This window comes from Bacillus sp. FSL W8-1143 (genome assembly GCF_037965155.1).
GTDB lineage: Bacteria > Bacillota > Bacilli > Bacillales > Bacillaceae > Bacillus > Bacillus pumilus.
The window spans coordinates 3644876-3668694 of the sequence record NZ_CP150182.1 but is presented as its reverse complement, the minus strand read 5'-3'; the positions used below and the strand labels follow the sequence as shown (position 1 = coordinate 3668694).

The window sequence follows — 23819 nt, the reverse complement described above, 5'->3', positions numbered from 1 at the left end:
ATGAGCTTGCAGTTCAGTGTACTAGCGAGCGGCAGTACGGGGAACGCTTTTTATTTAGAAACAGACGAGCATGCCTTTTTAGTGGATGCTGGGTTAAGCGGCAAACAGATGGTCGAGCTGCTTGGTCAAATCGACCGCAAGCCTGAAGACTTGGACGGCATTTTTGTGACACACGAGCACTCAGATCATATTAAAGGGCTCGGTGTCATGGCAAGAAAGTACAAGCTCCCTGTCTATGCAAATGCGAAAACATGGAAGGCGATGGAGACTCATATCGGGAAGATTGACACAGAGCAAAAATTCCATTTTGATATGGAAACCGTCCAATCCTTTGGCGGTCTTGATGTTGAGTCCTTTGGTGTGTCACATGATGCAGCTGAGCCCATGTTTTACGTGTTCCATTATGGCGGGCGCAAACTTGCCCTAATGACGGATACAGGCTATGTCAGTGATCGTATGAAAGGCATCATTCAGTCAGCCAATACATTTGTATTTGAGAGCAATCATGATGTTGGTATGCTGCAAATGGGCCGATACCCGTGGAGCATTAAGCGTAGAATTCTGAGCGATGTCGGACATGTTTCAAATGAAGATGCGGCTCTTGCGATGACAGATGTCATTGGAGATGCCACCTCACGCATTTACTTGGCTCATTTGAGTCAGGACAACAACATGAAGGATTTAGCCCGTATGGCAGTCCAGCAGACGCTTGAAATGAAAGGCTTTGTTGTCGGGGATGGCTTTGATTTATATGATACGGACCCGAAAAAAGCAACCCCGCTTTGCGCCGTATGATTTTTACAATCGTATGATTAAGATAAGAGCTTCTTACCAACACTATATACATCATCTATTCACTGAAAGGAAGGAAACATAGTGGATTATCGCGATGTAGAGTGGAAGCCGAGACGAAGCAGAAAAGGATATTTCCTATCTGGTCTGATCGGTGTATTGGTAGGAGCTTTTTTAATGGGATTCTCTTTCCCCTATGTAACAGGACAGAGCGGCAGTCCCTTTGGGTGGCAGCAGAACGGAGATGGGCAAGCAGCACAGGGCCCTTTAAAGACCGTCAATGTGAACGTCAATGATGCCGTCACAAAAGTCGTATCTAATATGTCGGATACGGTTGTAGGCGTCATTAATATCCAAAAGTCGAGCTTTTGGGAAGAAGGCGGAGAGGCAGGCAGCGGGTCAGGTGTGATTTATAAGAAAAAGGGTGACACCTTTTATATTGTGACCAACCATCACGTCATCAAAGGTGCCAACCAGCTTGAAGTGAGTCTTCAGGATGGGACAAGAATTGGCGCCAATCTTGTCGGAAGCGATCAGCTCATGGATTTAGCAGTTCTCACCGTCAAAAGTGATAAGATCAAGCAAACCGCAGCCTTCGGTAATTCAGACCATGTGAAGCCCGGTGAGCCAGTGATCGCCATTGGAAATCCATTAGGGCTTGAATTCGCAGGCTCTGTCACACAAGGTGTCATTTCTGGAACGGAACGTGCCATTCCTGTGGACTCGAATGGAGACGGTCAGGCGGATTGGAATGCGGAGGTACTGCAAACAGATGCCGCCATCAATCCAGGTAACAGCGGTGGAGCCTTGATCAATATGGACGGAAAAGTGATCGGCATCAACTCAATGAAGATTGCAGAATCAGAGGTTGAAGGCATCGGGCTTTCTATCCCGGCGAATCTCGTCATCCCTGTCATAGAAGATTTAGAACGTTACGGAGAAGTGAAGCGTCCGTATCTAGGTGTTGGCATGAAATCTCTAGCAGATATTGCGAGCTATCACTGGGAGGAAACGTTGAAGCTGCCATCTAACGTCACATCAGGAGTTGTCGTGATGAGTGTCGAGTCTTTGTCTCCAGCAGGAAAAGCGGGGCTCAAAGAGCTGGATGTTGTCACCTCCTTTGATGGCAAGAGTGTACAGAATATCGTAGACCTTCGTAAGTATTTATATCAAAAGAAAGTCGGCGACAAAGTAAAGGTGCAGTTTTACCGAAGTGGAAAGAAAACATCAGTAGAAATCAAACTTTCTCAAACCGACCGATTCGGCGGCTAACCAGTTCCTTGATGGGACTGGTTTTTTTTGCATGCTCATCATATGATGGAGGAAAGGGGGCGGTATGATTGGTTACACTACAACCAATGACACAAGCGGATTACGATGCATTGATGGAGAAGTCCATTCAGCGGTACGCAGAAGAAAAGGTACTCGCAGGGACATGGGAAAAGGAAGAATCACTTGCGAACGCAGAAGAACAATTTGGTCGGCTCCTTCCTGAAGGTCTACAGACAGAGCATCATGAGCTATGGAATCTCTTGAATGGGGAAGAAGCGATTGGCTGGGTTTGGCTTTGTTATGACCCCAATCACCCGCAGAAGGAAGGATTCATTTATAACTTTTTCTTATTCGAAGCTTTTCGAGGGAAAGGCTTTGCAAAGCAGGCCATTGCTGCATTAGAGGAGCAGGCAAAGTCATTAGGCGTGCAAAAACTCTCGCTTCATGTCTTTGCTCATAATCAAATTGCCCGTTCGCTGTATGAGAAGACGGGATTTGAAGAAACCGGAATCTATATGAGTAAACCTTTATCATAAAGAAGAAGCACCGTGCGGATCGCATGCGGTGCTTTTTTATGAGGAACTCATGGCATCCTGAGCCGTAACTCTGTATAAATCAACTTTGCATTTCACGAAAGCGCGGATGATCGATGGGACTTGGGCTTCTGAACGAATCAACAATGAGGTCTCGTCATCACTGATCACAAGATCTGTTCCAACAGTTTGTAAGTACTGCGTGAGAACAGGCTTCACCTCATCATCAATCCACGCATGCTTGAAGGTTGCACGTATGTTTGAGGATGTGATGGTTTTCTCTTGAGGATGTGTATGGGGGGACACTAATTTTCCTTCAGAAATAAAAGCAGTTTTTGTACAAATACTATTTGTGAACCTTGGGTGGTCAGCCGTTAATAAGACGGTTTTCCCTTCATGTTTTAACGTGTCAATGACCTGCTGGATGTGCAAGATTGAATCTGCGTCAATATCAGCAAAAGGCTCGTCGAGTAAAATAAATTCGGGGCGATGGGCGATAGCCTGCGCCATGCCGAGCCGTTTCTTCATACCAGGTGTGAACGAACCGACCTTTTCCTGATGATAGCGATCTAAGCCGACAAATTCGAGCAGTTCTTCATAATCACTCGTTTTCTGGCGCGTCCCGGTGATTTTTGATAAGTAGGCAATATGTTCAAGTGCCGTAAGCCCTTCATATAAATCCGTATATTCAGGCAGAACACCGATATGCTGCCTCACCTTTTTTAATGAAGGCATATCCATCATCGTGAACGTCCCAGAGGTTTGCCGGGAAATTCCCGTAATGATATTGAAAAACGTCGTCTTACCAGAACCCTTCGGTCCAATGAGCCCGAAAATATCACCTTGATTGACATCAAGGGTAATGTGATCTATCGCGACTTTTGTCCGATATTTTTTTGTGAGTTCTTTTGTATGTAGCATTTAGACATCCCTCCTTTGAAATAGGAGTGCTGTTCCAATGAGTAAGATAACGGTCAATGCTGTATTCAAGAGTACATAGGTCAGCGGCTCACTCAAGCGCACATAATAATAAGGCGTCATATATTGGAACCAATGAATCAATCGTTCTGAAGAAAGAACAGATATCATACTGACGATTGGGAAAAGAAAGGAAAACAACATCCCAACAAACATTGATTTCTGTGGGGTTGGAAAGAGCATGGACAAAAATAAAGCACATGAGATACCGACACTGATAAAGGTTAAGATTTTTAACGCATCAGAGAACAGGAAACGATGTGAAATCACCATATTCAGTACGTATGTCGTCATGATACAGCTAAGCCAAAACAGCATCAGTCCAAGATATTTCCCGATAATAATGTTCAAACGAGTGGTTTTACTGACGAGAAAACGAATGGTTTTCAAATGAATTTCTCGGCTTAAAATATCGTGAGACAATAAGAAAATAAGGAAGAAACCAAATAACGACATCACCAGTTCATTCCCAATGGAATAAGGATCCTTTGCCTCCCATTTGTCCTGATGAGCAGCAATAAACGGTAGAGTTGAAACAAAAGTAGATAAAATGAAAATAATAACAATTGTTAAAATGGATTTTGTGCTTTTGAAGAGCTGCTTAAACTCATTCATACAGATGGTCCACACACGCTGTACCTCCCTTCATCTTTATTATACCGCTAGAAAGGAAAGACACCATATCTTGCTCTTTAACATTTGTTTAAATTTTATAAAAAGAAGACTCTTTCAACACCAGTTGACTCATTTTTGAAAATGTTCAGAAAAATATCTTGATTTATCAAAAAACATCATGTATGATAGCTTTAATTCAAGATAGTTAAACAGGCAATGACGAGAGAAAGTACAATCATCAATTTTTCCACAGAGAGCTTCGGCAGCTGAAAAGAAGCAAAAATAATGATTCGAAAAATGGTCTCTGAGCCTCGTGCTGAACATATCTATGATATTAGTAGGACACGACGAGAGTTGGTACTCGTTATCAAAACCACAGTATATGAGCCGGATTGGAGCTTTGTACTTGTAGAGGCTGTTTAGCGCGAGCAAACAGTAAATAAAGGTGGTACCACGAGACAAATACCTCGTCCTTATGATTCAAGATAAGGATGGGGTATTTTTTATTGTCCACTTTTTTCATACAAATGTTCAAATGTTCCACGTGAAACACCACATCCATTTTTTCAAATGAAAGGGAGATTGACATGAGTGAACATGCATTGGTTTTACAATCAGATTTCGGTATTGATGATGGGGCAGTCAGTGCCATGTACGGAGTGGCAAATACGGTTAGCAGCAGCATCCGCCTTTTTGATCTAACACACAATATTCCGCAGTATGACATTTGGGAGGCATCTTACCGCCTGCTCCAAACCGTCACATACTGGCCGGAAGAGACAGTTTTCGTTTCCGTAGTTGATCCAGGCGTAGGATCAGAAAGAAAGAGTCTTGTCGTCAAAACCACAAGCTCGCACTACATCATTACCCCAGATAACGGGACACTCACGCACGTCGCGCAGGATATTGGCATAGTAGAAGCCCGTTATTTAGATGAAACCATTAACCGGCTGCCGAAGTCGGGAAAATCACATACGTTCCATGGAAGAGACATTTACGCCTATACAGGCGCGAGAATTGCATCAGGTGTGATTTCTTTTGAAGAGGTTGGGCCAAAGGCGAATATTGATGATATTATCCATCTTCCAGTCGTACAGGCTTATGCGGAAGAAGATGTGATCACAGGGACGATTGATATTTTAGATGTGAGGTTCGGAAACCTTTGGACAAACATTCATCACACGTTATTTGAGCAGCTTTCAATCAATTATGGGGATGCAATAGAAGTTACCATTGCCAACGGGCCAAAAAATGTGTATAAAAATATCATGACCTATGGACGATCTTTTGCCGATTTAAAGGTAGGCGAACCACTCGTATATGTCAATTCACTCGATCATTTAGGCGTGGCGATCAATCAAGGGTCATTTGCAAAGGCTTATAACATCGGAACAGGCACAGGCTGGCGCCTTTCGATTCGCAAAGCTCCGCGCATTATATACGAATAAGAGGAGGATACATCATGGCAGGTAAACAACTTTCAACGAAAACTGTCGTTGCCATCGGAATTGGCGCAGCCGTCTTTGTGATTTTAGGACGCTTCGTCTCCATTCCAACTGGGATTCCGAATACACAAATTGAGACATCGTATGCATTCCTTGCATTAATGGCCGTGCTATTTGGTCCTGTTGCAGGCGCACTGATTGGATTTATTGGTCATCTTATTAAAGATGCCACCACATTCGGCCCTTGGTGGAGCTGGATTATCGTTTCAGGTGTTGTTGGTTTATTGATCGGCTTGATTTCAAACCGTTTAAAAGTAGAAGAGGGCGACTTTGGCTGGAAAAAGATCGTGTTCTTCAATGTAGTGCAAATCAGTGTGCAGGCAATTGGCTGGTTTGTTATTGCACCATTACTCGACATAGCAATTTATGCTGAGCCAGCAAAAAAGGTATTTTTCCAAGGCTTTACCGCAGGAATCTCAAACATCATCACAGTCGGTGTATTAGGAACCATCATCATTGCAGCTTATGCAAAAACGAGAAGCAAAAGCGGCAGTCTATCGAAAGAAACATCATGAAGCAAGGTGGAACACATAAATGAAGAAACCGATGATTCAATTCGAACATTTCGGATTCCAATATCGCAGTCAGGCAGAGCCGACATTGAAAGATATCAACCTGACCATCTATGAAGGCGAAAAAGTCCTCATCGCAGGCCCGTCTGGATCGGGAAAAAGCACACTAGCCCATTGCATCAATGGGCTAGTTCCTGCGTCTTATAAAGGTTCTATGGAAGGAAGTCTTCACATCGGCGGGAAAAATGCAGAAAAAGAAAACATTTTCTCTCTTTCACAGCTCGTCGGAACGGTGCTGCAGGACCCTGATGGACAATTTATCGGGCTGACCGTTGGAGAAGACATCGCATTTACACTTGAAAATGATCAAGTCACACGCGAAGAAATGAAAACACGTGTCGAGGAAGCAGCAAGATTAACAGAGGTAGACGGCAAGCTGGCATCGTCCGTGCATGAGCTCTCAGGCGGTCAAAAACAACGTGTCGCCATCGCAGGCGTACTTGTCAACGATGTCGACATTTTGCTGTTTGACGAACCACTTGCAAGCCTTGACCCCGCAACAGGTAAAGAAGTGATCGATCTCATTGATCGACTACAAAAACAAACGAAAAAAACCGTCGTGATGGTCGAGCACCGATTAGAGGACGTCCTCTTCCGCCATGTGGACCGCATCATCGTCGTCAATGACGGCACGATAGCAGCGGATATGACACCAGATGAATTGCTTGCCTCAAATGTATTAGAAGCGGCGTATTTACGTGAGCCTTTATATGTAAAAGCTATGAAATATGCAGGCATTCCGGTTGCACCGGGAGATCAGATCGCTGATTTACAGCGTCTCACCTTAGACGACGAGGCAAAAGAGAAAATCGAGCAATGGATGGAAGCATCTGAGCCGTCAGTAGAGCAGATTGCAGCACAGGATTTACTAGAAGTGCGCGAGCTGAGCTTTGACTATCCAACAAGACCAAATACGCTGAGCAACATCTCTTTTACCGTCAAAAAAGGAGAAATGATCAGCATCGCAGGAGCCAATGGCGCAGGCAAGACAACACTATCCAAGGTGCTCTGCGCGTTTGAAAAGCCAACAAAAGGGACCATTCATCTAAATGGCGATGACATCACAGGAGATACGATCAAACAGCGCTCCGAACGAATCGGCGTCGTCATGCAAAACCCAAATCAAATGATTTCAAAACAAATGATTTTTGATGAGGTGGCACTCGGTCTCGTTTTAAGAGGGGTAAAGGAAGACGAGATCAAGGAACGGGTGGAGCGGGTCCTGAAAGTGTGCGGACTGTATCCATTTCGGAATTGGCCGGTCTCAGCCCTCAGCTTTGGACAGAAAAAACGTGTCACCATCGCGTCTATTCTTGTTTTAGAGCCAGAAATCCTTATCCTAGACGAACCAACCGCAGGACAGGACTTTAGACATTACACAGAGATGATGACGTTTTTAGAGCAATTAAATCAGCAGGGTGTCACGATTTTCATGATCACCCATGATATGCACTTGATGCTCGAATACACGACAAGAACTATTGTCATTTCTGATGGAGAAAAAATCGCAGATGATACACCTGCTAAAGTGCTGACAGATCAGCTGCTTGTCCAAAAGGCGAGCTTAAAGGAAACGTCGCTGTATGAACTGGCACTGAAAGCAGACTGGCCAAATCCAAATGAGCTCGTGGATCGCTTCATTGAGGTGGACAGAAAGGAGCGAATGACATGGCTGTAGACATGCTGTCCTATATCGACCGCCCGTCGCCGATTCATCGGCTGACAGGTGCAACCAAACTCATTTGCTTTATCCTCTGGTCATCCGCAGCGATGCTCACGTACGATACAGGCGTATTATTGTTTATGTTAGTTGCCAGTATCGTGTTCTTTCAGCTATCAAACGTACGATTTCGTGATATCTCTTTCGTAGTGATTGTCTTGGCGATTTTTCTTGTCATCAATAACATCGCCATTTACGTCTTTGCGCCTCAGCAAGGTGTCGCCATCTATGGAGCGAAGCACGAGCTGTTTCACATTGCAGGTTGGTACAACGTCACACTTGAACAGCTTTTCTATCAATTGAACATTACACTCAAATACGTGACCGTGATGCCAGCAGCGCTTTTATTTATCGTGACAACAAATCCAAGTGAATTCGCCTCATCGCTCAGCAGAATCGGGGTCAGCTACCGGATTTCGTATTCTGTAGCGATTGCTCTGCGCTATATTCCAGATATTCAGCGTGATTTTCGAACGATCGCGATTTCTCAGCAAGCAAGAGGTATTGATTTATCGAAGAATGAAAAACTGGGAAAACGGATTAAAAATGCGCTGTCGATTGTGATGCCGCTGATTTTTTCTAGCCTAGAGCGGATCGAGACCATCAGCAATGCGATGGAGCTGCGCGGGTTTGGGAAACATAAAAAGCGCACATGGTTTACGGCGAAAAACTTTCAAAAAGCAGATTATGCGGCGTTATTGTTTGTTGGTGTGGTATTGATCGTGTCGCTAGTGATTACATTTGTTAGAGGAACGAGATTTTACAATCCGTTTCTATAGAAGGAAGCCTTCACAGGAGTGGAGGCTTTTTTATTTGGTTTGTGGATAAAAGGTGTGGAAAATGGTAAAAGACTATTAACATGTGAATAAATCGGTTATATTGAACATTGAGCGAAATACTTGTGAATAACCAGACAATATATTGGAGGAATTAGAAACTTATGAACAAATCACTTTATGCTTGTGCAGAACATATAGAAACCGTACTAGACATGTACATAGATGATCACGAAACACCGCCAGAATTCAGAAAAATCGAACATACACACAGCTTATCCACAACCTGTGAATTGTGCGATGAACCTGCAATATATATAGTGGGGAACGAATGATCGGACACAAAATACACAAATTTTATCCACAATTGTTGATAACTTATATGAATAACTTGTTCTTAAGGTGGGGATGACCTGTGAATATATCAATTATCACAGTAGGAAAATTAAAAGAGAAATATTTAAAGCAAGGCATTGCCGAATACACAAAACGATTACAGGCATACGCAAAAATCGAGATCATTGAGCTCGCAGACGAAAAAGCACCCGAGAATCTCAGCGAGCAAGACATGAAAATCATCAAAGACAAAGAAGGCGAACGCATCCTAAGCAAAATCCACCCAGACGCCCACGTCATCGCCCTCGCCATCGAAGGAAAAATGAAAAGTTCCGAAGAATTAGCCGATACAATAGATAAGCTGGCAACATACGGAAAAAGCAAAGTATGTTTCGTCATAGGCGGATCCCTTGGCCTAAGCGACGCTGTCATGCAGCGCGCGAATGAGAAACTGTCGTTTTCGAAAATGACGTTCCCGCATCAGTTGATGAGGCTGGTGTTGGTGGAGCAGATTTATCGGGCGTTTCGGATTGTGCGGGGGGAGCCTTATCATAAGTGAATGGGGTGTCTTTCATACCACTTAAAATGATGCAACTATCGAAATTTGGATAGTGAGGGATTTACTACGAAAGTTAACAAAATTTTATTTTTATTTATAGGATAACTATTCAATTTATTGTAAAATAATAAGGTGCACAAAATTTTAATGCATCTTTTTGGAAGATTACTAAATTCTATATTTATATAATTTAGAAGAATAAAATCACAACTATAAGTAGGGATAATACATTGACAGTTAAAAAGGAATTAGATAAAAAAAGTATTGGGTATTGGGATTTTACAAGTTCAAAAAGCACAGGAATACATAAGGTTTGTTCTTATCCAGCTACTATGGTACCCGATATGCAGAAAGAACTAATAGAGATAGTAATTGAAGAAGATAAGACGGTAAAAAACATTTTAGACCCTTTTCACGGATCAGGTGTTACCTTAGTTGAAGGAGCTAGTTTGGGTTTAAACCCAATTGGATTTGATATTAATCCATTGGCTAATTTAATGTCTCTAGTAAAATTACAGGGAATAAACAAAAATATAATATCTTCGTCAAATAGGAAAATAAAGAACAGAATCTGCACTCCAAATTATGATTTTCCAGTTCATAACTTTAATAGAATAAACAAATGGTTTAGAAGCGATATAATTAATAGTCTAAGCTTAATTAGACATGCTATTCAAAAAGAAAAATATAAAAATATACGTCAATACTACTGGGTGTGTTTAATTGATATAATTAAGAAATATAGCAACACTAGAACCTCAACATTTAAATTGCATGTGAAAGCTGAAGAAGATATAAATTCATTGAAAAATAACGTTATAAATAATTTTTTAGAATCAATTAAAACCAATTATATGTATATACCTAATTACTCCAGAAACAAAAAAATTAATTTAGCAATTGGGGATACAAAGAAATTACTGATGGGTCTAGGACAAGAAAGTATAGACTTAATTTGTACCTCACCGCCTTATGGAGATAATGGAACAACTGTGACTTATGGACAATTTTCTATGCTGCCTCTCTATTGGATTGATAAGAAAGATTTAGGGAATTTTGATGAGAATTTATTAGAGAATTATTCGAGTATTGACTCAGCTAGTTTAGGAGGTATTAAAGGAAACGAAAAATTGGTTAACTATAATTCAAGTTTAATTAATGAATATGTCAATAGTATTACTAAAACTAAACAAAAAAAAGTTAAGAGATTTGTATTTGATTATCTAGAGGTATTAGAAAAATTAGCAACCGTCTTGAAAAAGGATAAGTATATGATATTAACATTGGGTAATCGGAGGGTAGATAATAAAATTTTACCTTTAACAGAAATAACAAAACAATTTTTAGAAACTAATCATATAAATGTAGTAGCAGAGCTACAGAGAAATATTCCTAAAAAGAGGATGCCGCGTAAAGTGTCTAGTGTAAATAATAATTCAGTAAGTTCTATGAATGTTGAATATATTTTAATTTTGAAAAAGGAGAAATATTATGGATTTGACTCATTCTGAAATTAAAGTCAGTGGGAATATTATCAGTGAATTATCTGAAAAGATACCAACAAATATCATAGCTTTAAATGAGTTAATAAAAAATGCGTACGATGCTGGATCACCTATGGTTGAAATATACCTGAACTCTGGTAATAATACTCTTAAAATTATTGATAATGGTGTAGGTATGGACGGAGATGATATAAATAAACTTTTTCATATATCAGCAAGCAATAAAGTTTTTGGAGAGGAAAATGAGATTAATGGTTTTAAAAGGTTAACCCAGGGATCCAAAGGTTTAGGCTTTTTATCTGTATTCAAATTTGGTAACAAAGTTACTTGGATAACTACGAAGAATGAAAGGTTAGAGTTTTCAGTTGAATTTTCTGATTTACTCAAAGAAGATGACATTACAAGATATTCATTTCCTATTCAACATTTACCCTTAAAAAGAGATTATACACATGGAACAATAATTGAAATTGAAATGAATGAATATAGCGTAAAATCTCTAATCGATTATTTTTCTGAAAAAGTTAATTTAAATAAGGTATTAAACTCATTTATTGATAAAGATTTTTCTATCTATTTAGATATTGACGGTGATAAACATGTTACTGATCATTCCATAAACTTGGATAAAGAATATAGGGAAAAACAGCTTTTTAGAGTAAAATACAATGATACTGATGAGAAAATTATTTTTAATTATAAAGGTAAAAAAATATATGAGGTGGATTATCCATTCAATGGGTATAGAAAATACTCGTTGAATATCGATATTCAAATTTACAATTTAACTGGTGGTAGAAAAACTAATATTAATCCTTTATTTTATAAATCTAGTGACGGTCAACTCACTCCATTAATTTATGTAAATAATAATTTATTTAATAACTATTCTATCTTTAATCCAGATGTTATGAAAGCCGTAAAGTATCAATCAGTTCTACCTCAAATGATTGGGTATATATCTATTAAAAGCAGCGATAAAGATATAAGCTTTAACTCAGATAGAACTCAATTCTCTCAAAACAATCTAACAGATGATATCGTGTCATTTTTAGATTCTATTAATAAGAAAATACAAGAGATTGGTTCTAAGTTAAAACGAGAGTTAAGCCAATCGTATAATTTTTTATCTGTAAGTAAAATTAATAAAGAAAGAATGCTAGAGAACTTCAATGCGGATACTTTAATTAAGCATGATTTATTACTTAAAGAATTGGTTGCAAATTCTATCTCTGATAGTGAAATCACTTATGAATTATTTGATAATAAACGAATTATTACAATTATTCCTAAAGAGAAGAAAAGAACAAAACAAATATTTGATATGAAATTGGGAGAAGATATTAAAGTTGAATTAAAAGATATAAATAGTATAAAGACCACAATAACATTAAATAATCAGATACAGAAGGAATTTGATAAAAATAAACCTGGCTTATGGATAATAAGAGAAGAAAATGATGACGAAATAAAAGAGTTTACAATAAATATTCAGAGTCCTCAAAAGCCAAAAGTTGAACAGCTAATTACTGACTTAAATATTCACCAAACTTATAAATACGACGAATTATTCTCAATCATAAATAGCTTTGGAGAAAAGGATAAGGGAGTAAGACCAGAGTTAATCCATGATGAAGGCTCTGATATATTAGATTCTAAAGATGGAATCACGTTCGGTACAGTTAGAGAAGCGAAATTGAAAGTAAAGGTTATAGATAAAAAAACGGAATTAGATTATTTAGGGGAATTTTATTTCCGAATAATTAATCCATCAAATAAAATCACAGATATTGCAGAAGATAATGATGATTTTATTGAAATGCCTGTATCTAAATCACTATATTTCTCAAATAGCATAATAGAGTATATAAATGAATTAAATATGTTATATACAAAAGATGAATATAAATATACTTTTGTTTCATCAGTCAGAACTTTAGTAGAACTTGTTGTGAATGATATCCTAGATAAGAAGAACATTGAAAAACAAGAATCTTTATTAGGAAATTATAATACAGTTCATAATTTATACAGTGAATTTATTGGGGAATTTACAAATGTTAAAGATAAACAAGTTATTTCTAATCTATTCCGAACAATAGATACAGAAAGAGAAATAAGCGGCTTTATCGCATTTTTAAATCTAAGTACACATGGAAGTGCTCGAATGATTACAAAAAAACAAGTAGAGCTTAAAAATACAGAAATCAAATTACTCTTAGAATTTTTAAACTTCTTATCAAAATAAGGAGAATATTAAATAGAACTATCTTTAAGCAATAGATTATACTCTACAAAATTATAATTAAAGAAAGAGGGTATCACTACGATCACTACGCACACAATCAAAAAAATAGGCCAAACCTTCTCCTACATCACACCAGTATCACTCACCGACCGCCCCATCCTAGGCATGGTCGTAGGCAATAACAAAACATTAATGATCGATGCTGGTAACTCAAAAGATCATGCGAACTATTTCATCCAAAGAAATTTAAAGCATGAGAACGCCACGCCTGATATGGTTGTCCTCACGCATTGGCATTGGGATCATATTTTTGGACTGCCTGCGCTGCCTGATACGGTTTCAATTGCTTCTGCAAAAACCAGAAAGGAAATGGAGAAGCTTCTTCCGTTTTCTTGGTCAGATGAGGCGATTGATGAGCGGGTGAGGGAAGGAACGGAGATTGAGTTTTGCGCGAAGGCGATAAAAGAAGAATATAAGAATCATCGAGAAATTCAGGTGGTTTTACCGGAAGTCACGTTTGACCGTCGGATGGAAATTGATCTTGGCGGGGTCACGTGTATCGTGCAACATGTTGGGGGCGATCATGCCGCAGATTCAGTGATCGTGTATGTGAAAGAAGAGAAAATCCTGTTTCTTGCTGATTGCATTTATCCGAAAATGTATGCCGAAAAAGTACATTATACGATGAAGGAAACATTGCGTCTTTTAGATGAGTTAGAAGCTTTTGATGCAGATACGTATATTCCATCGCATCAAAGACCGTGGACAAAAGAGGAGTTTCGTCAGGAAGCGGACAAGCTTCGGGTGATTGCGAAATACACTGATCTTTATGGTGGAGATCGGCAGAGAATCGTGAGTGAATATCAAGCACATTTGAACAGAGAACTGACAGAAGATGAAGTAGAAACCATTGCTTACTTTGTAAATGGTTATTAAATACTAACTAAATAAAAAAGTCTCATTTGAGTGATTTCCCTCAAACGAGACTTTTTTTAATTTCTACGGCAAACCTACAACATCTTCTGCATCACAAACTGTGACAGACATGTTTTTTGCATTAATCATAATGACACAATCCCAAGTCGGCTTCATTTGCAGTTCATTATTCTCATCAATACGGATAATTCCTTTAAATTCAACGGTCTGTTCTAGAAAAACCATTTTCTTTTCTGTATCATCTTTGACTGCTGTTAAATGTTCAGGATAGTGAACCGTCCAATCAAAAAAAGTGGTTTCCTTCATCATTCCTCCTGTTTTCATTCGTACACATCTCCGAATACTTCTTCTGTTTGCCGGATTGTTAGAGTTCTGTTGGTTGGATCAATTGTAATGACACAATCCCAAGTAGGTTTGATTTGTAGCTCGTTGTTTTCATCTATCCAGATCACACCGATTAATTCAATGGATGGCTCTAAAATGACCATCTTCTTTTCATGATGATCTGTTATTGCCGTTAAGTTTGCTTGTAATTGAATGGTCCAATCAAAAAACGTGATTTTTTTCATGAGTTCCCCTCTCAATTTTGTTTATATTTCCATTATAACTTGCATGAGTTCTGACATGTTATTTGATCATTCTATTTTTTGGTATAATTAGATGTAATTAAAGAATGGATAAAAGACTGATAAATGTTTAAATTTAATCGGAGGTACGTATGAAGCAACTATATATGAAGCAGAAAGTATTTAGTCTGAGCGGCAGGTTTACGGTAAAGGATCAGCAGGAGAACGATGTGTATGTGGTCGAAGGCAGTTTTATGAAGGTACCGAAGACGTTTACCATTCTGAATACAGAACGAGAAGAAATTGCTGTGATTACGAAGAAAATGTTTAGCTTTTTACCGAAGTTTTTAGTAGAAGTTGGTGGTCAAGAGGTATTGACGATCAAAAAAGAGTTTACGTTCTTTAAAGCAAAATATTCAATTGATGCTGCTGGGATTGAAGTACAAGGTAACTGGTGGGATATGAATTTCCAGGTGCTCCAGAACGGCGAAGTGATCGGTCAGGTGAAAAAGGAATGGTTTACTTGGGGTGACAGCTATAAGGTTGATATTTTGAAAGAAGAGATGGAGCCTGTGATCATTGCGCTCGTTGTTGCGATTGATTGTGTGAAGGCTGATGAAGCTGCGTCTAGGTCTTCGTCGTCGACAACAACAAATTAATTGGAGGGTTAAATAAATTGAACAATCTCACTCGCATCATAAGATTGAGAAATGCAGAGTTATGGGAGTATGAATTTCTCGATAAAAAAGAAATCATTATTTATTTCTCCATTACAGATTTAAATAGAAAAGCAACGACTCATGATAATCCACTAGCTATCCAAGAAGAATTGGATGAGAGAGATAATTACATTTCTATTGATGTTCATAGTAATGTCGATCTCAAAAAAACACTTGAAGAAGATACCTTTGATGATTTTATCACCACGATCTCTTCTTTAGTAGAGCATATGCACGATTTTCACAATGCTCATGTTTTTACTAAAATGCATGTTCATGACAAAATCGATTTAACTGATTTTCAGTTAGAGACAGATGAAGATTTGCATGGCGATGAAAAAGAACAGGTCTATACATTTAAACGTTTATGGATTCAGCAGTCTTGCTTTGAATTAATAGAACAACAGTTAAATCAAAAAATCAAAGAAATATCTAACAGTAGATTTTGCCAAGATCTAATGAGGTGACCAAACTGATCACATTCCAATACAAAGTATTTCTAACAGTCGTTGAATGCGGTAGTTTTACAAAAGCCGGGGATAAACTTGGGCTGACGCAGTCTGGAGTCAGTCATAATATTGCGAAGCTTGAGTCAGAGTTAGGGATTGTGCTGCTTCGGCGGAATCGAAACGGGCTGGCGTTAACGGACGCAGGTGAGCGGGTGATGCCGCATATTCGGCAAATCATTCATCATGCGTCATTGCTTGAACAGGAGGCGGCGTTGATTCAAGGGATGGAAGTGGGGAGTATCAAGATCGGAACGTTCTCTAGTTTTTCTTCAAAAATGCTTCCGCAGCTGATTCACCGTTTTACCAAAGGGTATCCCAATATCCAGGTAGAGTTATATGAAGGTGGTTATGAGGAGATTGAGGATTGGATTGCGTCTGGCACGATTGATGTTGGTTTTTTAACGCAGCCATCAAGAGAATTTGAAACTGTTCCACTTTTCCAAGATGAATTGGTGGTGCTCATGCAAGAGGATCATCGCTTCCATACGAAGAAAGTGATAGAAGTTGACTCGTTACATGATGAATCATTCATTATGCCAAAAGCGGGCTGTGATCTGCTCATTAAGAAATTATTAAAAGAAAGAGGCGTGAAGCCTCAAGTTTTGTTTGAAATTGGAGACAACAATACGCTCATTTCTATGGTTCAAGAAGGGCTCGGAGTGACCATCATTCCGACATTAATTTTGCCGCCGCAAATGTCTCATACGAAAGTCATTCCACTTGAGACAAGCGTCTATCGTGAGATCAACTTGGCGTTCAAATCATTCAAAGCAGCATCCCCATCGGCTAAAAGATGGATCGAAGTGGTCAAAGATCATTTCAAGTAAAATCAGCTTGAACGAGATGCCTCCCATTCAAGCTGATGGTTTATAAGGTCAACACACCGCGAATAGTGATAACCGCCGCGCCTGCCACTTTGATCTCAGGCTTTGATTCATTCGGAATGACCGTGATACGAAGGATGCCAGGTCTGCCGATGGCATCCCCTTGGGCAATGTGCAGGAGAGTGGTTTCTTGCTGAGAAATGATACCTTCCAAATAAAGATAGCCAGCCAATGCTCCGTTTGCTGCCCCCGTCACCGGATCTTCGGGTATACCGATCCCAGGTGCAAAATCCCTCGTGTAAAGATCAACCTCTTTTGTGGTGTGAAATGAATAAAGGTGAGTCGTCGTGATATTTTGTTCTTTATTCATTTTCCCTAAAGCGGCTAAGTTCGGTGCCGTTTGGTCAATGTCCTGTTGGTGCTTCATCGGAACGAGAAGATGCCAGTTTCCGGTGTTTGCTAATTTGATAGGATAAGATGGATCAATGCGGTCACTGCTGACACCAAGCATGTCACTCAGCTCTTCTAAATCGATGACAAAATCTCGCGTCTTCGGTGTCACCTGCGTCATTTCTACATCAACGACCTTGTCATTTTCTTCGTGCCATACAACAGGAACATTGCCAATCTTCGTTTCTAACACGACCCCTGTTTTCTCTTTTGCCAGCCCAAGCTCCGTCGCCAAAAGCCAAGTCAATCCAACAGTCGCATGCCCGCAGAAATTAACCTCTTCCGTCGGTGTGAAGTATTTGACCCGATAATCAGCTTCTTTATCATGTGCAGGCAGCAAGAAGACAGATTCCGGTAAATTCAACTCCTTGGCGATATTCTGCATCTCATCCTCCGTTAAAAGATCACCATCCAACACGACCCCAGCAGCATTTCCTCCAAATTTCTCAGTTGTAAATGCATCGACATGGTACACCCTAATGTCTCTCATATAATGAATCCTCCTATACACTCTTGTTACGTTTATCATAAGTTTGTTCAATGCATTCGTAAAATGAATCTTTTTGATACTTTAAATCGGAGGTGTTCATGTAAGGGGATGAGTTTTCTCAGAATACAGGTTTGAGTAAAGTATAATGAAAGAAAAAATAAAGCGAGGGATGCATGATAGCTATGGGTGGATACATCAATATGGGAATCGTTTTTTATGAGGCCATTCATTTACCAAATACTTTTCGCCAATTGTCTGATTATCTAGCTCAAAAAGAAATGTCTATTACCAAAGTAAAGTTTAGTCAGGATCCTGATGGCGAAATGTGGATTGAACATAGAATAAAAGAAAATACCATCAAAGACGATGTCTTTGATGGTTATTATATGGAGTTTGTATTGTCGGGATCGAAGCTAAATGATATGACCATCAACATACAAAAAGAAGCAGGTTACGTAGGGTTCGTTATCTCTTTAAAGTGGACAGAGGTTGTTTCTCATGATGTCATTCGTCTTCAACAGGGGATCAAACGCTGTCTTGTGGATCTTTATCATACGCTTACGTTTGAATATGCTTTCACTGGACATGAAATTGAAGTAGAGATTCATCCAGATGAGTTCGAAAAGTGCCTGCAAGAACAGCATGCTTTTCCGGTTGCTCTAATTGGCAAAAGAGATCATATAGACATTTATTATGGTGATGTGGCGATTGACGGCATTTCTTCTCAAGAAAGAAGGAGGGAATGTGTAAAGATTGAAAGGTAAATCGTAAGAAAGCCTCCTGATTGTCTCAGGAGGCTTTTTCCATCCATCACCCATAATAATTATTCGCCTGAATAAAAAATTGGGATTGCATGTAGTTATATGTGATTTTCGAGAAATCGAAAGGCTGGCCGTTTGTGAGATGAAAGACGGTTTCGACGCGGAGAGCGGGATCGTCTTGTTTGAGGCCGAGGTGTTTTGCTTCGGTTTCATTCAGTTTGCCCACTTGTAAGTACATATCGGAAAAGCCGACTTTGAGCCCAAGGCCTTCACTGATGAATTTAAAAACAGAATCGGCGGCAATTTCTGTGTTGAGATAGGGAATGATGGTTTTTCTGTAATAGGATTCTTCTAGACATAAGGTTTGTCCATTGATGTAACGGATGCGTTTGAGGTAAAAAACATCCTCATCTTGTTCAATATTCAAATTAAGCGCTGCTTCTTCAGGCGGTTTGATGGTGTCTAGCATTAAAACCTCTGAAGTCAGTTGAAATTCCTCTAAATCTTTTTTAAACCCTTGATTGGATAAAAGGCTGATGTAGCCCTTGCGTCTGTGTCTTCGAACAAAGATGCCGCTGCCCCTCACTTGATAGATAATTCCTTTTCTTTCGAGTAGGTCTAATGATTTGATAATGGTGCTTTTGCTCACAGCAAATTGGCTCATGAGGGTTTCAAGTACAGGAAGCTTGTCCCCTTGCTGCAGCTCATGGGTGACAATATATTTTTCAATATCGCTCGCAATTTGTTGATACTTTAACATAGCCATTCCTCTTTGTTTTCACGATTTATTGTCTTTGATTATAGCACATACCGATTTTTCTTTGATATGTTAATTGAAATGATATATGTATTGATAAATTGTACCGGTATAATTATAATGTACATATACTAGTGGTGATACAGCCAACGGACGTCATGATCACAATTGTGAAATAGGAGGAATATATAATGACATTACCAAAAGATTTTCTATGGGGCGGAGCATTAGCTGCACATCAATTCGAAGGTGGATGGAATGAAGCAGGAAAAGGCCCAAGTGTTGTGGATGTAATGACAGCTGGTGCCCACGGAGTACCGAGACAAATTACGGAGTCGATAGAAGACAGCAAATTTTATCCGAATCATGAAGCAATCGATTTCTACCATCGTTACAAGGAAGATATCGCGATGTTTGCCGAAATGGGGTTAAAATGCTTGCGTACATCGATCGGCTGGAGCCGAATTTTCCCAAAGGGAGATGAAGCGGAACCGAATGAAGCTGGTTTACAATTCTATGATGATGTATTTGATGAACTGCTCAAGCATGGCATCGAGCCTGTGATTACACTGTCTCACTTTGAGATGCCGCTTCATTTGGCAAGAGAATACGGCGGATTCAGAAGCCGAAAAGTCGCTGAATACTTCGCGAAATTCGCTGAAGTGTGCTTCAATCGTTACAAGGACAAAGTCACATACTGGATGACATTTAATGAAATCAATAACAAAATGGATGTCAACAACCCGCTGTTCCTATGGACAAACTCAGGGGTATCAGTCAAAGAAGGCGAAAATGCCAAAGAAATCATGTATCAAGCAGGACATCATGAATTACTAGCAAGTGCATGGGCAGTAGCAAAAGGCAAAGAAATCAATCCTGCTTTTCAAATTGGTGCAATGGTATCTCACGTACCAATCTATCCGTATTCCTCAAATCCAGAGGATGTCATGCTTGCTGAAGAATATATGAGACAACGCTATTTCTTCCCAGATGTACAAGTTCGGGGCTACTATCCGAGCTATGCACTTAAAGAATTCGAAAGCGAAGGCTATCATATTCCGTTTGAAGAAGGCGATGAAGAAAGCTTAAGAAAAGGCAAAGTAGATTATCTTGGCTTTAGCTACTACATGTCGACAACAGTTAAAAGTGATGCAGTGTCTGATAACGACGGAGACATTGTCAACGGAGCCCTTCCGCATGGTGTAGACAATCCGTATATCAAATCAAGTGACTGGGGCTGGTCCATTGACCCGACTGGCTTAAGATATACGTTGAATCGTTTTTACGATCGTTATCAAATCCCGCTCTTCATCGTTGAAAATGGGTTTGGTGCCATTGATCAGGTGGAGGAAGACGGTTCCATTCATGACCCAGAACGAATTCAATATCTCGCTTCTCATATCGAAGCACTGAAAAAAGCCATCGAATACGACGGTGTTGACCTGATTGGCTACACACCGTGGGGTATCATTGACATCGTGTCATTCACAACAGGTGAAATGAAAAAACGCTACGGCATGATCTACGTTGACCGCGACAACGAAGGCAACGGCTCAATGAAGAGACTCAAAAAAGATTCGTTTACTTGGTACCAAAACGTCATTGCCACGAATGGTGAAGAAGTGTAATAAAGGAAAAAATAGAAGCCCGGGTGAGCGTGGTATATGCTTATTCGGGTTTTTGCACTCTTTCGGAAAAATTGGTGTGTATATCCTTTTGTTCACTAGATATAAGTCTTATAATTTAGTAAGAAAGAAGAGTGAAATGGGGAGATTGTAAATGACGAAATGGTGGATGGTTCGTGCAGGTGACCAGAATGATTTAATTCCGATGTGGGAAGAGAAAGGGTTAGCATCAATCGGTTGGCCGAAATTAGGTAATCCAAAACAATATCAAACAAAGCAAGAGATGAATGCCCGAGCTGATGTCATCTTCGCCGAGAGCAAACCTTTTACAAGAAGAAGCTGGGTTAGTCAGGTATGGAGGTTTAGTAGAGAAATTCAAAAGGGAGATCGAATTATTACATACATAAAAGAAAGCCGTGAATATCGAGTTGGTACGGTGACTGCTCCACATTTTTTTGATGAAGCAGCAGGGGATAAAATGTATCCAAATCATATTCAAGTCAACTGGGAACCAATCGCAGTGAAACGAGATTCTCTCAGTCAATCAGCTAAAAACAGCCTCGGTTCTATATCAACTGTTTTTCGTGTAGATGATTGGGGGAAAGAAATTGAACACCTACTTAAAAACCCTACTTCTATACCAACATCCGAAGATGAAACCGAAGAAGATGAAATTATTGAAGATTTAGTCAGCAAAGCAACTGTGATGATTGCAGATAAGGTGGATAAATTGGATCCGTGGAAGATGCAAGACTTAGTCGGGGGCTTACTGCAAGCTATGTCATACAATGTTCGTGTGAGTCCAAAAGGTCCTGACGGCGGTGTAGATGTATTAGCTTATAAAGATGCATTTGGATTTGAAAAGCCTATTATTAAAGTACAAGTCAAGCATCGAAAAAATTCAGCCAGTGCACCAGAAGTGCAGCAATTATTAGGAGCCAACCCCATGAATGCAAATAGTTTATTTGTTTCTACTGGCGGATTTACCTCTCATGCAAAAGCTGTTGCGAAGCATAATGAAGTTCATCTATTGGACTTAGAAGAACTCGTCAATCTTATTGTACATTGGTATGAGGATATGCCAACAGAGACAAGATCTTTATTACCTTTGAAAAAAATGTATGTGCCTGAGTGATTTTTTATTGTTTAAGTTTTATTAATGCCTGAATACAAAGAAAAAAGAGGGTTATGGCGATAAAATAGTTCATTGAGTTGTGAAAGATCTTAATGTTCAAGGATATTTGAAGAAGGATCCAAAGGCCGAATATCACCATAATAGCAGGAATGATTCTTTTATACACATTGTTTCGAGAGTGGTTTGTTTTTAGGTATCGCAGCAGAGGTTGAAAAGAGATAAAGATATGAATAGGTTTCATTACATGATTTGGTATAATTGATCTATAAAAACGTTAAATGGTAGATGAAGAATAGGAGTTGTTGTAATGAATCACACTCTGCAAATGGGAGCCAATACCGTACTAAACTCTCCAAAGGGACAGGTATCCATCAGCTATGAAGTGTCATCTGAAATTGATATTTCTTTAACGGCGTTTCTTTTAACAGATTCGGATCAGGTTGAAGGAGATCATGGCATTATTTTTTACAATCAACCAGAGAGTGCTTCGGGTGCAGCGGCACTTTTACCAGCGGAGGTATCAGGTCAATTGAAAAGGCATCAATTGAATTTTGATATGAGCAAAGTGCCTGCTGGAATCACAAAGATGGCTATTACATTAACAGAAGATCAAGGAACGGGCTTTTCTCAAGTGAAGCATTTGCAAGCAGAAATTCGAACAGGTGACGAGGTGTTTTATCTAACACCAGTAAACTTTACAAATGAAAAGGGCATTGTCGTAGTAGAGCTATATATAAGAAATGGTAACACGAAAGCACGCTCAATCTGGCGTGGCTTCGATTCTGGACTGGAAGGGCTATGCAAGCTTTATGGTGTGGAGGTTGAACCTGATGAACAGGATATTTCTACACCTCAATTGGCTCCTGAAAAACAATCAATTGATGACCCTGCTCAAACGAATACAATGGCTAAAGAGAAAGTTGTTGCACCTATCAGTTTAGAAAAAGTTCAAGGTAAAATTAGTCTAGACAAAGGTCATAAACCGATCATAATAGAGAAAACGCCTGAGATCACAGCGACAGTATCTTGGGAATCCGGCACCGATTATGATATTTATGCATTGGTCTACACAAAGTCAGGAAAGCAAGTAGATGTGGCTATGTTTGGTGCGAAAGGAATTTCTGCTCTCAAAAGTTACGGCAACGGAGCTGTTGAGCATATGGGAGATGTCGGTAGAGACCATGAATCAATGAAAACAGAAGTTATTAAACTACGGTTAAATGATGATATCCTTGCTGTCGTTCCGGTTGTTTATTCTGCTCAATCAAACGGGACAGGTTCTTTTTATAGATATAGAGTATCTATGAGTATCGATAATCATCAAGGAACGTCTGTGACGATTCATTCCAAACATGCCAATGACAATGATCGTATTTATTCTTGTGTGCCAGGTATGCTTCAAAATACAAATGATGGTGTGATTATCCGCCCACTTGAGCTTTATAGCAAACCAAACTCTGAGCGGAGACCTAAATTAAAAATGAAGTCTTCTAATGAAATTGAGGTATTGATGGATAAAGGACCTGTCAATGATTATAAATAAAACGGATGTATGGCTAGACAGAGCAAAGTGGCTTGTCTAGCTTATTTTATTTAGCCCGTTAAATAGAGAGTCTATTCTGTTTTTTATGTCAAT

The 23819-nt window shown here is 39.5% G+C and carries 26 protein-coding genes and 1 other annotated feature; of the genes, 19 read left to right on the top strand and 7 right to left on the bottom strand.

Features of this window, described 5'->3' with window-relative positions; all coding sequences use genetic code 11:
- From NSQ36_RS18790 to NSQ36_RS18780, 3 genes are all read left to right on the top strand, one after another.
- On the top strand, positions 1 to 795 hold the full coding sequence (locus NSQ36_RS18790; RefSeq protein ID WP_044139071.1) for an MBL fold metallo-hydrolase: 795 nt from the start codon (positions 1 to 3) through the stop codon (positions 793 to 795).
- Positions 796 to 876: 81 nt separating this feature from the next.
- The gene (locus NSQ36_RS18785; RefSeq protein WP_339206437.1) at positions 877 to 2064 is read left to right on the top strand and encodes a S1C family serine protease; all 1188 of its coding nucleotides are present in this window, start codon (positions 877 to 879) and stop codon (positions 2062 to 2064) included.
- Positions 2065 to 2132: 68 nt separating this feature from the next.
- A complete protein-coding gene (locus tag NSQ36_RS18780; protein ID WP_226804528.1) occupies positions 2133 to 2600 on the top strand; it encodes a GNAT family N-acetyltransferase in 468 nt (155 codons plus the stop codon).
- Positions 2601 to 2636: 36 nt separating this feature from the next.
- Here the strand turns inward: NSQ36_RS18780 and NSQ36_RS18775 are convergent, their stop codons facing one another.
- Together NSQ36_RS18775 and NSQ36_RS18770 are read right to left on the bottom strand one after the other, a co-directional pair.
- Positions 2637 to 3518 carry an ABC transporter ATP-binding protein gene (locus NSQ36_RS18775; RefSeq protein ID WP_106030133.1) on the bottom strand — a complete coding sequence of 294 codons (882 nt, stop codon included), beginning with the start codon at positions 3516 to 3518 and terminating at the stop codon, positions 2637 to 2639.
- The gene (locus NSQ36_RS18770; protein WP_050944642.1) at positions 3519 to 4205 is read right to left on the bottom strand and encodes an ABC transporter permease subunit; all 687 of its coding nucleotides are present in this window, start codon (positions 4203 to 4205) and stop codon (positions 3519 to 3521) included.
- A 192-nt stretch (positions 4206 to 4397) separates the two neighbouring features.
- Positions 4398 to 4668, top strand: a binding site (T-box leader).
- 109 nt (positions 4669 to 4777) lie between these two features.
- Here NSQ36_RS18770 and NSQ36_RS18765 point away from each other — a divergent pair.
- From NSQ36_RS18765 to NSQ36_RS18725, 9 genes are all read left to right on the top strand, one after another.
- Positions 4778 to 5638: an S-adenosyl-l-methionine hydroxide adenosyltransferase family protein gene (locus NSQ36_RS18765; protein ID WP_339206434.1), complete on the top strand. Its 861-nt coding sequence runs from the start codon at positions 4778 to 4780 to the stop codon at positions 5636 to 5638.
- Positions 5639 to 5652: 14 nt separating this feature from the next.
- Positions 5653 to 6210, top strand: coding sequence for an ECF-type riboflavin transporter substrate-binding protein (locus NSQ36_RS18760; protein ID WP_137054113.1), 558 nt, complete (start codon positions 5653 to 5655; stop codon positions 6208 to 6210).
- A 19-nt stretch (positions 6211 to 6229) separates the two neighbouring features.
- Positions 6230 to 7945 (top strand): ABC transporter ATP-binding protein, encoded by a 1716-nt coding sequence (locus NSQ36_RS18755; RefSeq protein ID WP_339206431.1) that lies wholly within the window; start codon positions 6230 to 6232, stop codon positions 7943 to 7945.
- The gene (locus NSQ36_RS18750; protein WP_339206429.1) at positions 7936 to 8766 is read left to right on the top strand and encodes an energy-coupling factor transporter transmembrane component T; all 831 of its coding nucleotides are present in this window, start codon (positions 7936 to 7938) and stop codon (positions 8764 to 8766) included. Before NSQ36_RS18755 ends, NSQ36_RS18750 begins: the two co-directional genes overlap by 10 nt.
- 161 nt (positions 8767 to 8927) lie before the next feature.
- Positions 8928 to 9098: a CxxH/CxxC protein gene (locus NSQ36_RS18745; RefSeq protein ID WP_008360116.1), complete on the top strand. Its 171-nt coding sequence runs from the start codon at positions 8928 to 8930 to the stop codon at positions 9096 to 9098.
- 80 nt (positions 9099 to 9178) lie between these two features.
- Positions 9179 to 9658: a 23S rRNA (pseudouridine(1915)-N(3))-methyltransferase RlmH gene (gene rlmH, locus NSQ36_RS18740; protein ID WP_169056084.1), complete on the top strand. Its 480-nt coding sequence runs from the start codon at positions 9179 to 9181 to the stop codon at positions 9656 to 9658.
- Positions 9659 to 9888: 230 nt separating this feature from the next.
- Positions 9889 to 11169, top strand: coding sequence for a DNA methyltransferase (locus tag NSQ36_RS18735; RefSeq protein ID WP_339206427.1), 1281 nt, complete (start codon positions 9889 to 9891; stop codon positions 11167 to 11169).
- Positions 11150 to 13411 (top strand): ATP-binding protein, encoded by a 2262-nt coding sequence (locus tag NSQ36_RS18730; RefSeq protein WP_339206426.1) that lies wholly within the window; start codon positions 11150 to 11152, stop codon positions 13409 to 13411. Before NSQ36_RS18735 ends, NSQ36_RS18730 begins: the two co-directional genes overlap by 20 nt.
- An 81-nt stretch (positions 13412 to 13492) precedes the next feature.
- Positions 13493 to 14347, top strand: a complete 855-nt coding sequence (locus NSQ36_RS18725; RefSeq protein ID WP_339207385.1) for an MBL fold metallo-hydrolase — start codon at positions 13493 to 13495, stop codon at positions 14345 to 14347.
- A 63-nt stretch (positions 14348 to 14410) separates the two neighbouring features.
- Here the strand turns inward: NSQ36_RS18725 and NSQ36_RS18720 are convergent, their stop codons facing one another.
- Positions 14411 to 14653 carry a hypothetical protein gene (locus NSQ36_RS18720; protein ID WP_339206423.1) on the bottom strand — a complete coding sequence of 81 codons (243 nt, stop codon included), beginning with the start codon at positions 14651 to 14653 and terminating at the stop codon, positions 14411 to 14413.
- A 14-nt stretch (positions 14654 to 14667) separates the two neighbouring features.
- The gene (locus tag NSQ36_RS18715; RefSeq protein WP_339206421.1) at positions 14668 to 14916 is read right to left on the bottom strand and encodes a hypothetical protein; all 249 of its coding nucleotides are present in this window, start codon (positions 14914 to 14916) and stop codon (positions 14668 to 14670) included.
- 149 nt (positions 14917 to 15065) lie between these two features.
- On the opposite strand from NSQ36_RS18715, the gene NSQ36_RS18710 reads away from it, so the two are divergent.
- From NSQ36_RS18710 to NSQ36_RS18700, 3 genes are read left to right on the top strand one after another with little or no spacing between them, the layout of a single operon-like run.
- Positions 15066 to 15572 carry an LURP-one-related family protein gene (locus NSQ36_RS18710; protein WP_339206419.1) on the top strand — a complete coding sequence of 169 codons (507 nt, stop codon included), beginning with the start codon at positions 15066 to 15068 and terminating at the stop codon, positions 15570 to 15572.
- Positions 15573 to 15589: 17 nt separating this feature from the next.
- Positions 15590 to 16099, top strand: a complete 510-nt coding sequence (locus NSQ36_RS18705; protein WP_339206416.1) for a hypothetical protein — start codon at positions 15590 to 15592, stop codon at positions 16097 to 16099.
- Positions 16096 to 16968 (top strand): LysR family transcriptional regulator, encoded by an 873-nt coding sequence (locus NSQ36_RS18700; protein WP_339206414.1) that lies wholly within the window; start codon positions 16096 to 16098, stop codon positions 16966 to 16968. Before NSQ36_RS18705 ends, NSQ36_RS18700 begins: the two co-directional genes overlap by 4 nt.
- Positions 16969 to 17008: 40 nt before the next feature.
- Here the strand turns inward: NSQ36_RS18700 and NSQ36_RS18695 are convergent, their stop codons facing one another.
- Entirely contained in the window at positions 17009 to 17905 is an 897-nt protein-coding gene (locus tag NSQ36_RS18695; RefSeq protein WP_050944629.1) for a PhzF family phenazine biosynthesis protein, read from the bottom strand.
- A 200-nt stretch (positions 17906 to 18105) separates the two neighbouring features.
- Here NSQ36_RS18695 and NSQ36_RS18690 point away from each other — a divergent pair, with 200 nt between their 5' ends.
- On the top strand, positions 18106 to 18669 hold the full coding sequence (locus tag NSQ36_RS18690; protein WP_050944628.1) for an Imm64 family immunity protein: 564 nt from the start codon (positions 18106 to 18108) through the stop codon (positions 18667 to 18669).
- 46 nt (positions 18670 to 18715) lie between these two features.
- On the opposite strand, the gene NSQ36_RS18685 is transcribed toward NSQ36_RS18690, so the two are convergent.
- Positions 18716 to 19426: a GntR family transcriptional regulator gene (locus tag NSQ36_RS18685; RefSeq protein WP_050944627.1), complete on the bottom strand. Its 711-nt coding sequence runs from the start codon at positions 19424 to 19426 to the stop codon at positions 18716 to 18718.
- 185 nt (positions 19427 to 19611) lie between these two features.
- Here NSQ36_RS18685 and bglA point away from each other — a divergent pair, with 185 nt between their 5' ends.
- Positions 19612 to 21051 carry a 6-phospho-beta-glucosidase BglA gene (gene bglA / locus NSQ36_RS18680; RefSeq protein WP_339207383.1) on the top strand — a complete coding sequence of 480 codons (1440 nt, stop codon included), beginning with the start codon at positions 19612 to 19614 and terminating at the stop codon, positions 21049 to 21051.
- Between the two features lie 151 nt (positions 21052 to 21202).
- Positions 21203 to 22183, top strand: a complete 981-nt coding sequence (locus NSQ36_RS18675; protein ID WP_339206411.1) for a restriction endonuclease — start codon at positions 21203 to 21205, stop codon at positions 22181 to 22183.
- Positions 22184 to 22187: 4 nt separating this feature from the next.
- On the opposite strand, the gene NSQ36_RS18670 is transcribed toward NSQ36_RS18675, so the two are convergent.
- Positions 22188 to 22349 carry a hypothetical protein gene (locus NSQ36_RS18670; protein WP_339207381.1) on the bottom strand — a complete coding sequence of 54 codons (162 nt, stop codon included), beginning with the start codon at positions 22347 to 22349 and terminating at the stop codon, positions 22188 to 22190.
- A 141-nt stretch (positions 22350 to 22490) separates the two neighbouring features.
- On the opposite strand from NSQ36_RS18670, the gene NSQ36_RS18665 reads away from it, so the two are divergent.
- Positions 22491 to 23726 (top strand): TerD family protein, encoded by a 1236-nt coding sequence (locus NSQ36_RS18665; protein WP_339206409.1) that lies wholly within the window; start codon positions 22491 to 22493, stop codon positions 23724 to 23726.
- The last annotated feature ends 93 nt before the right edge of the window (positions 23727 to 23819 follow it).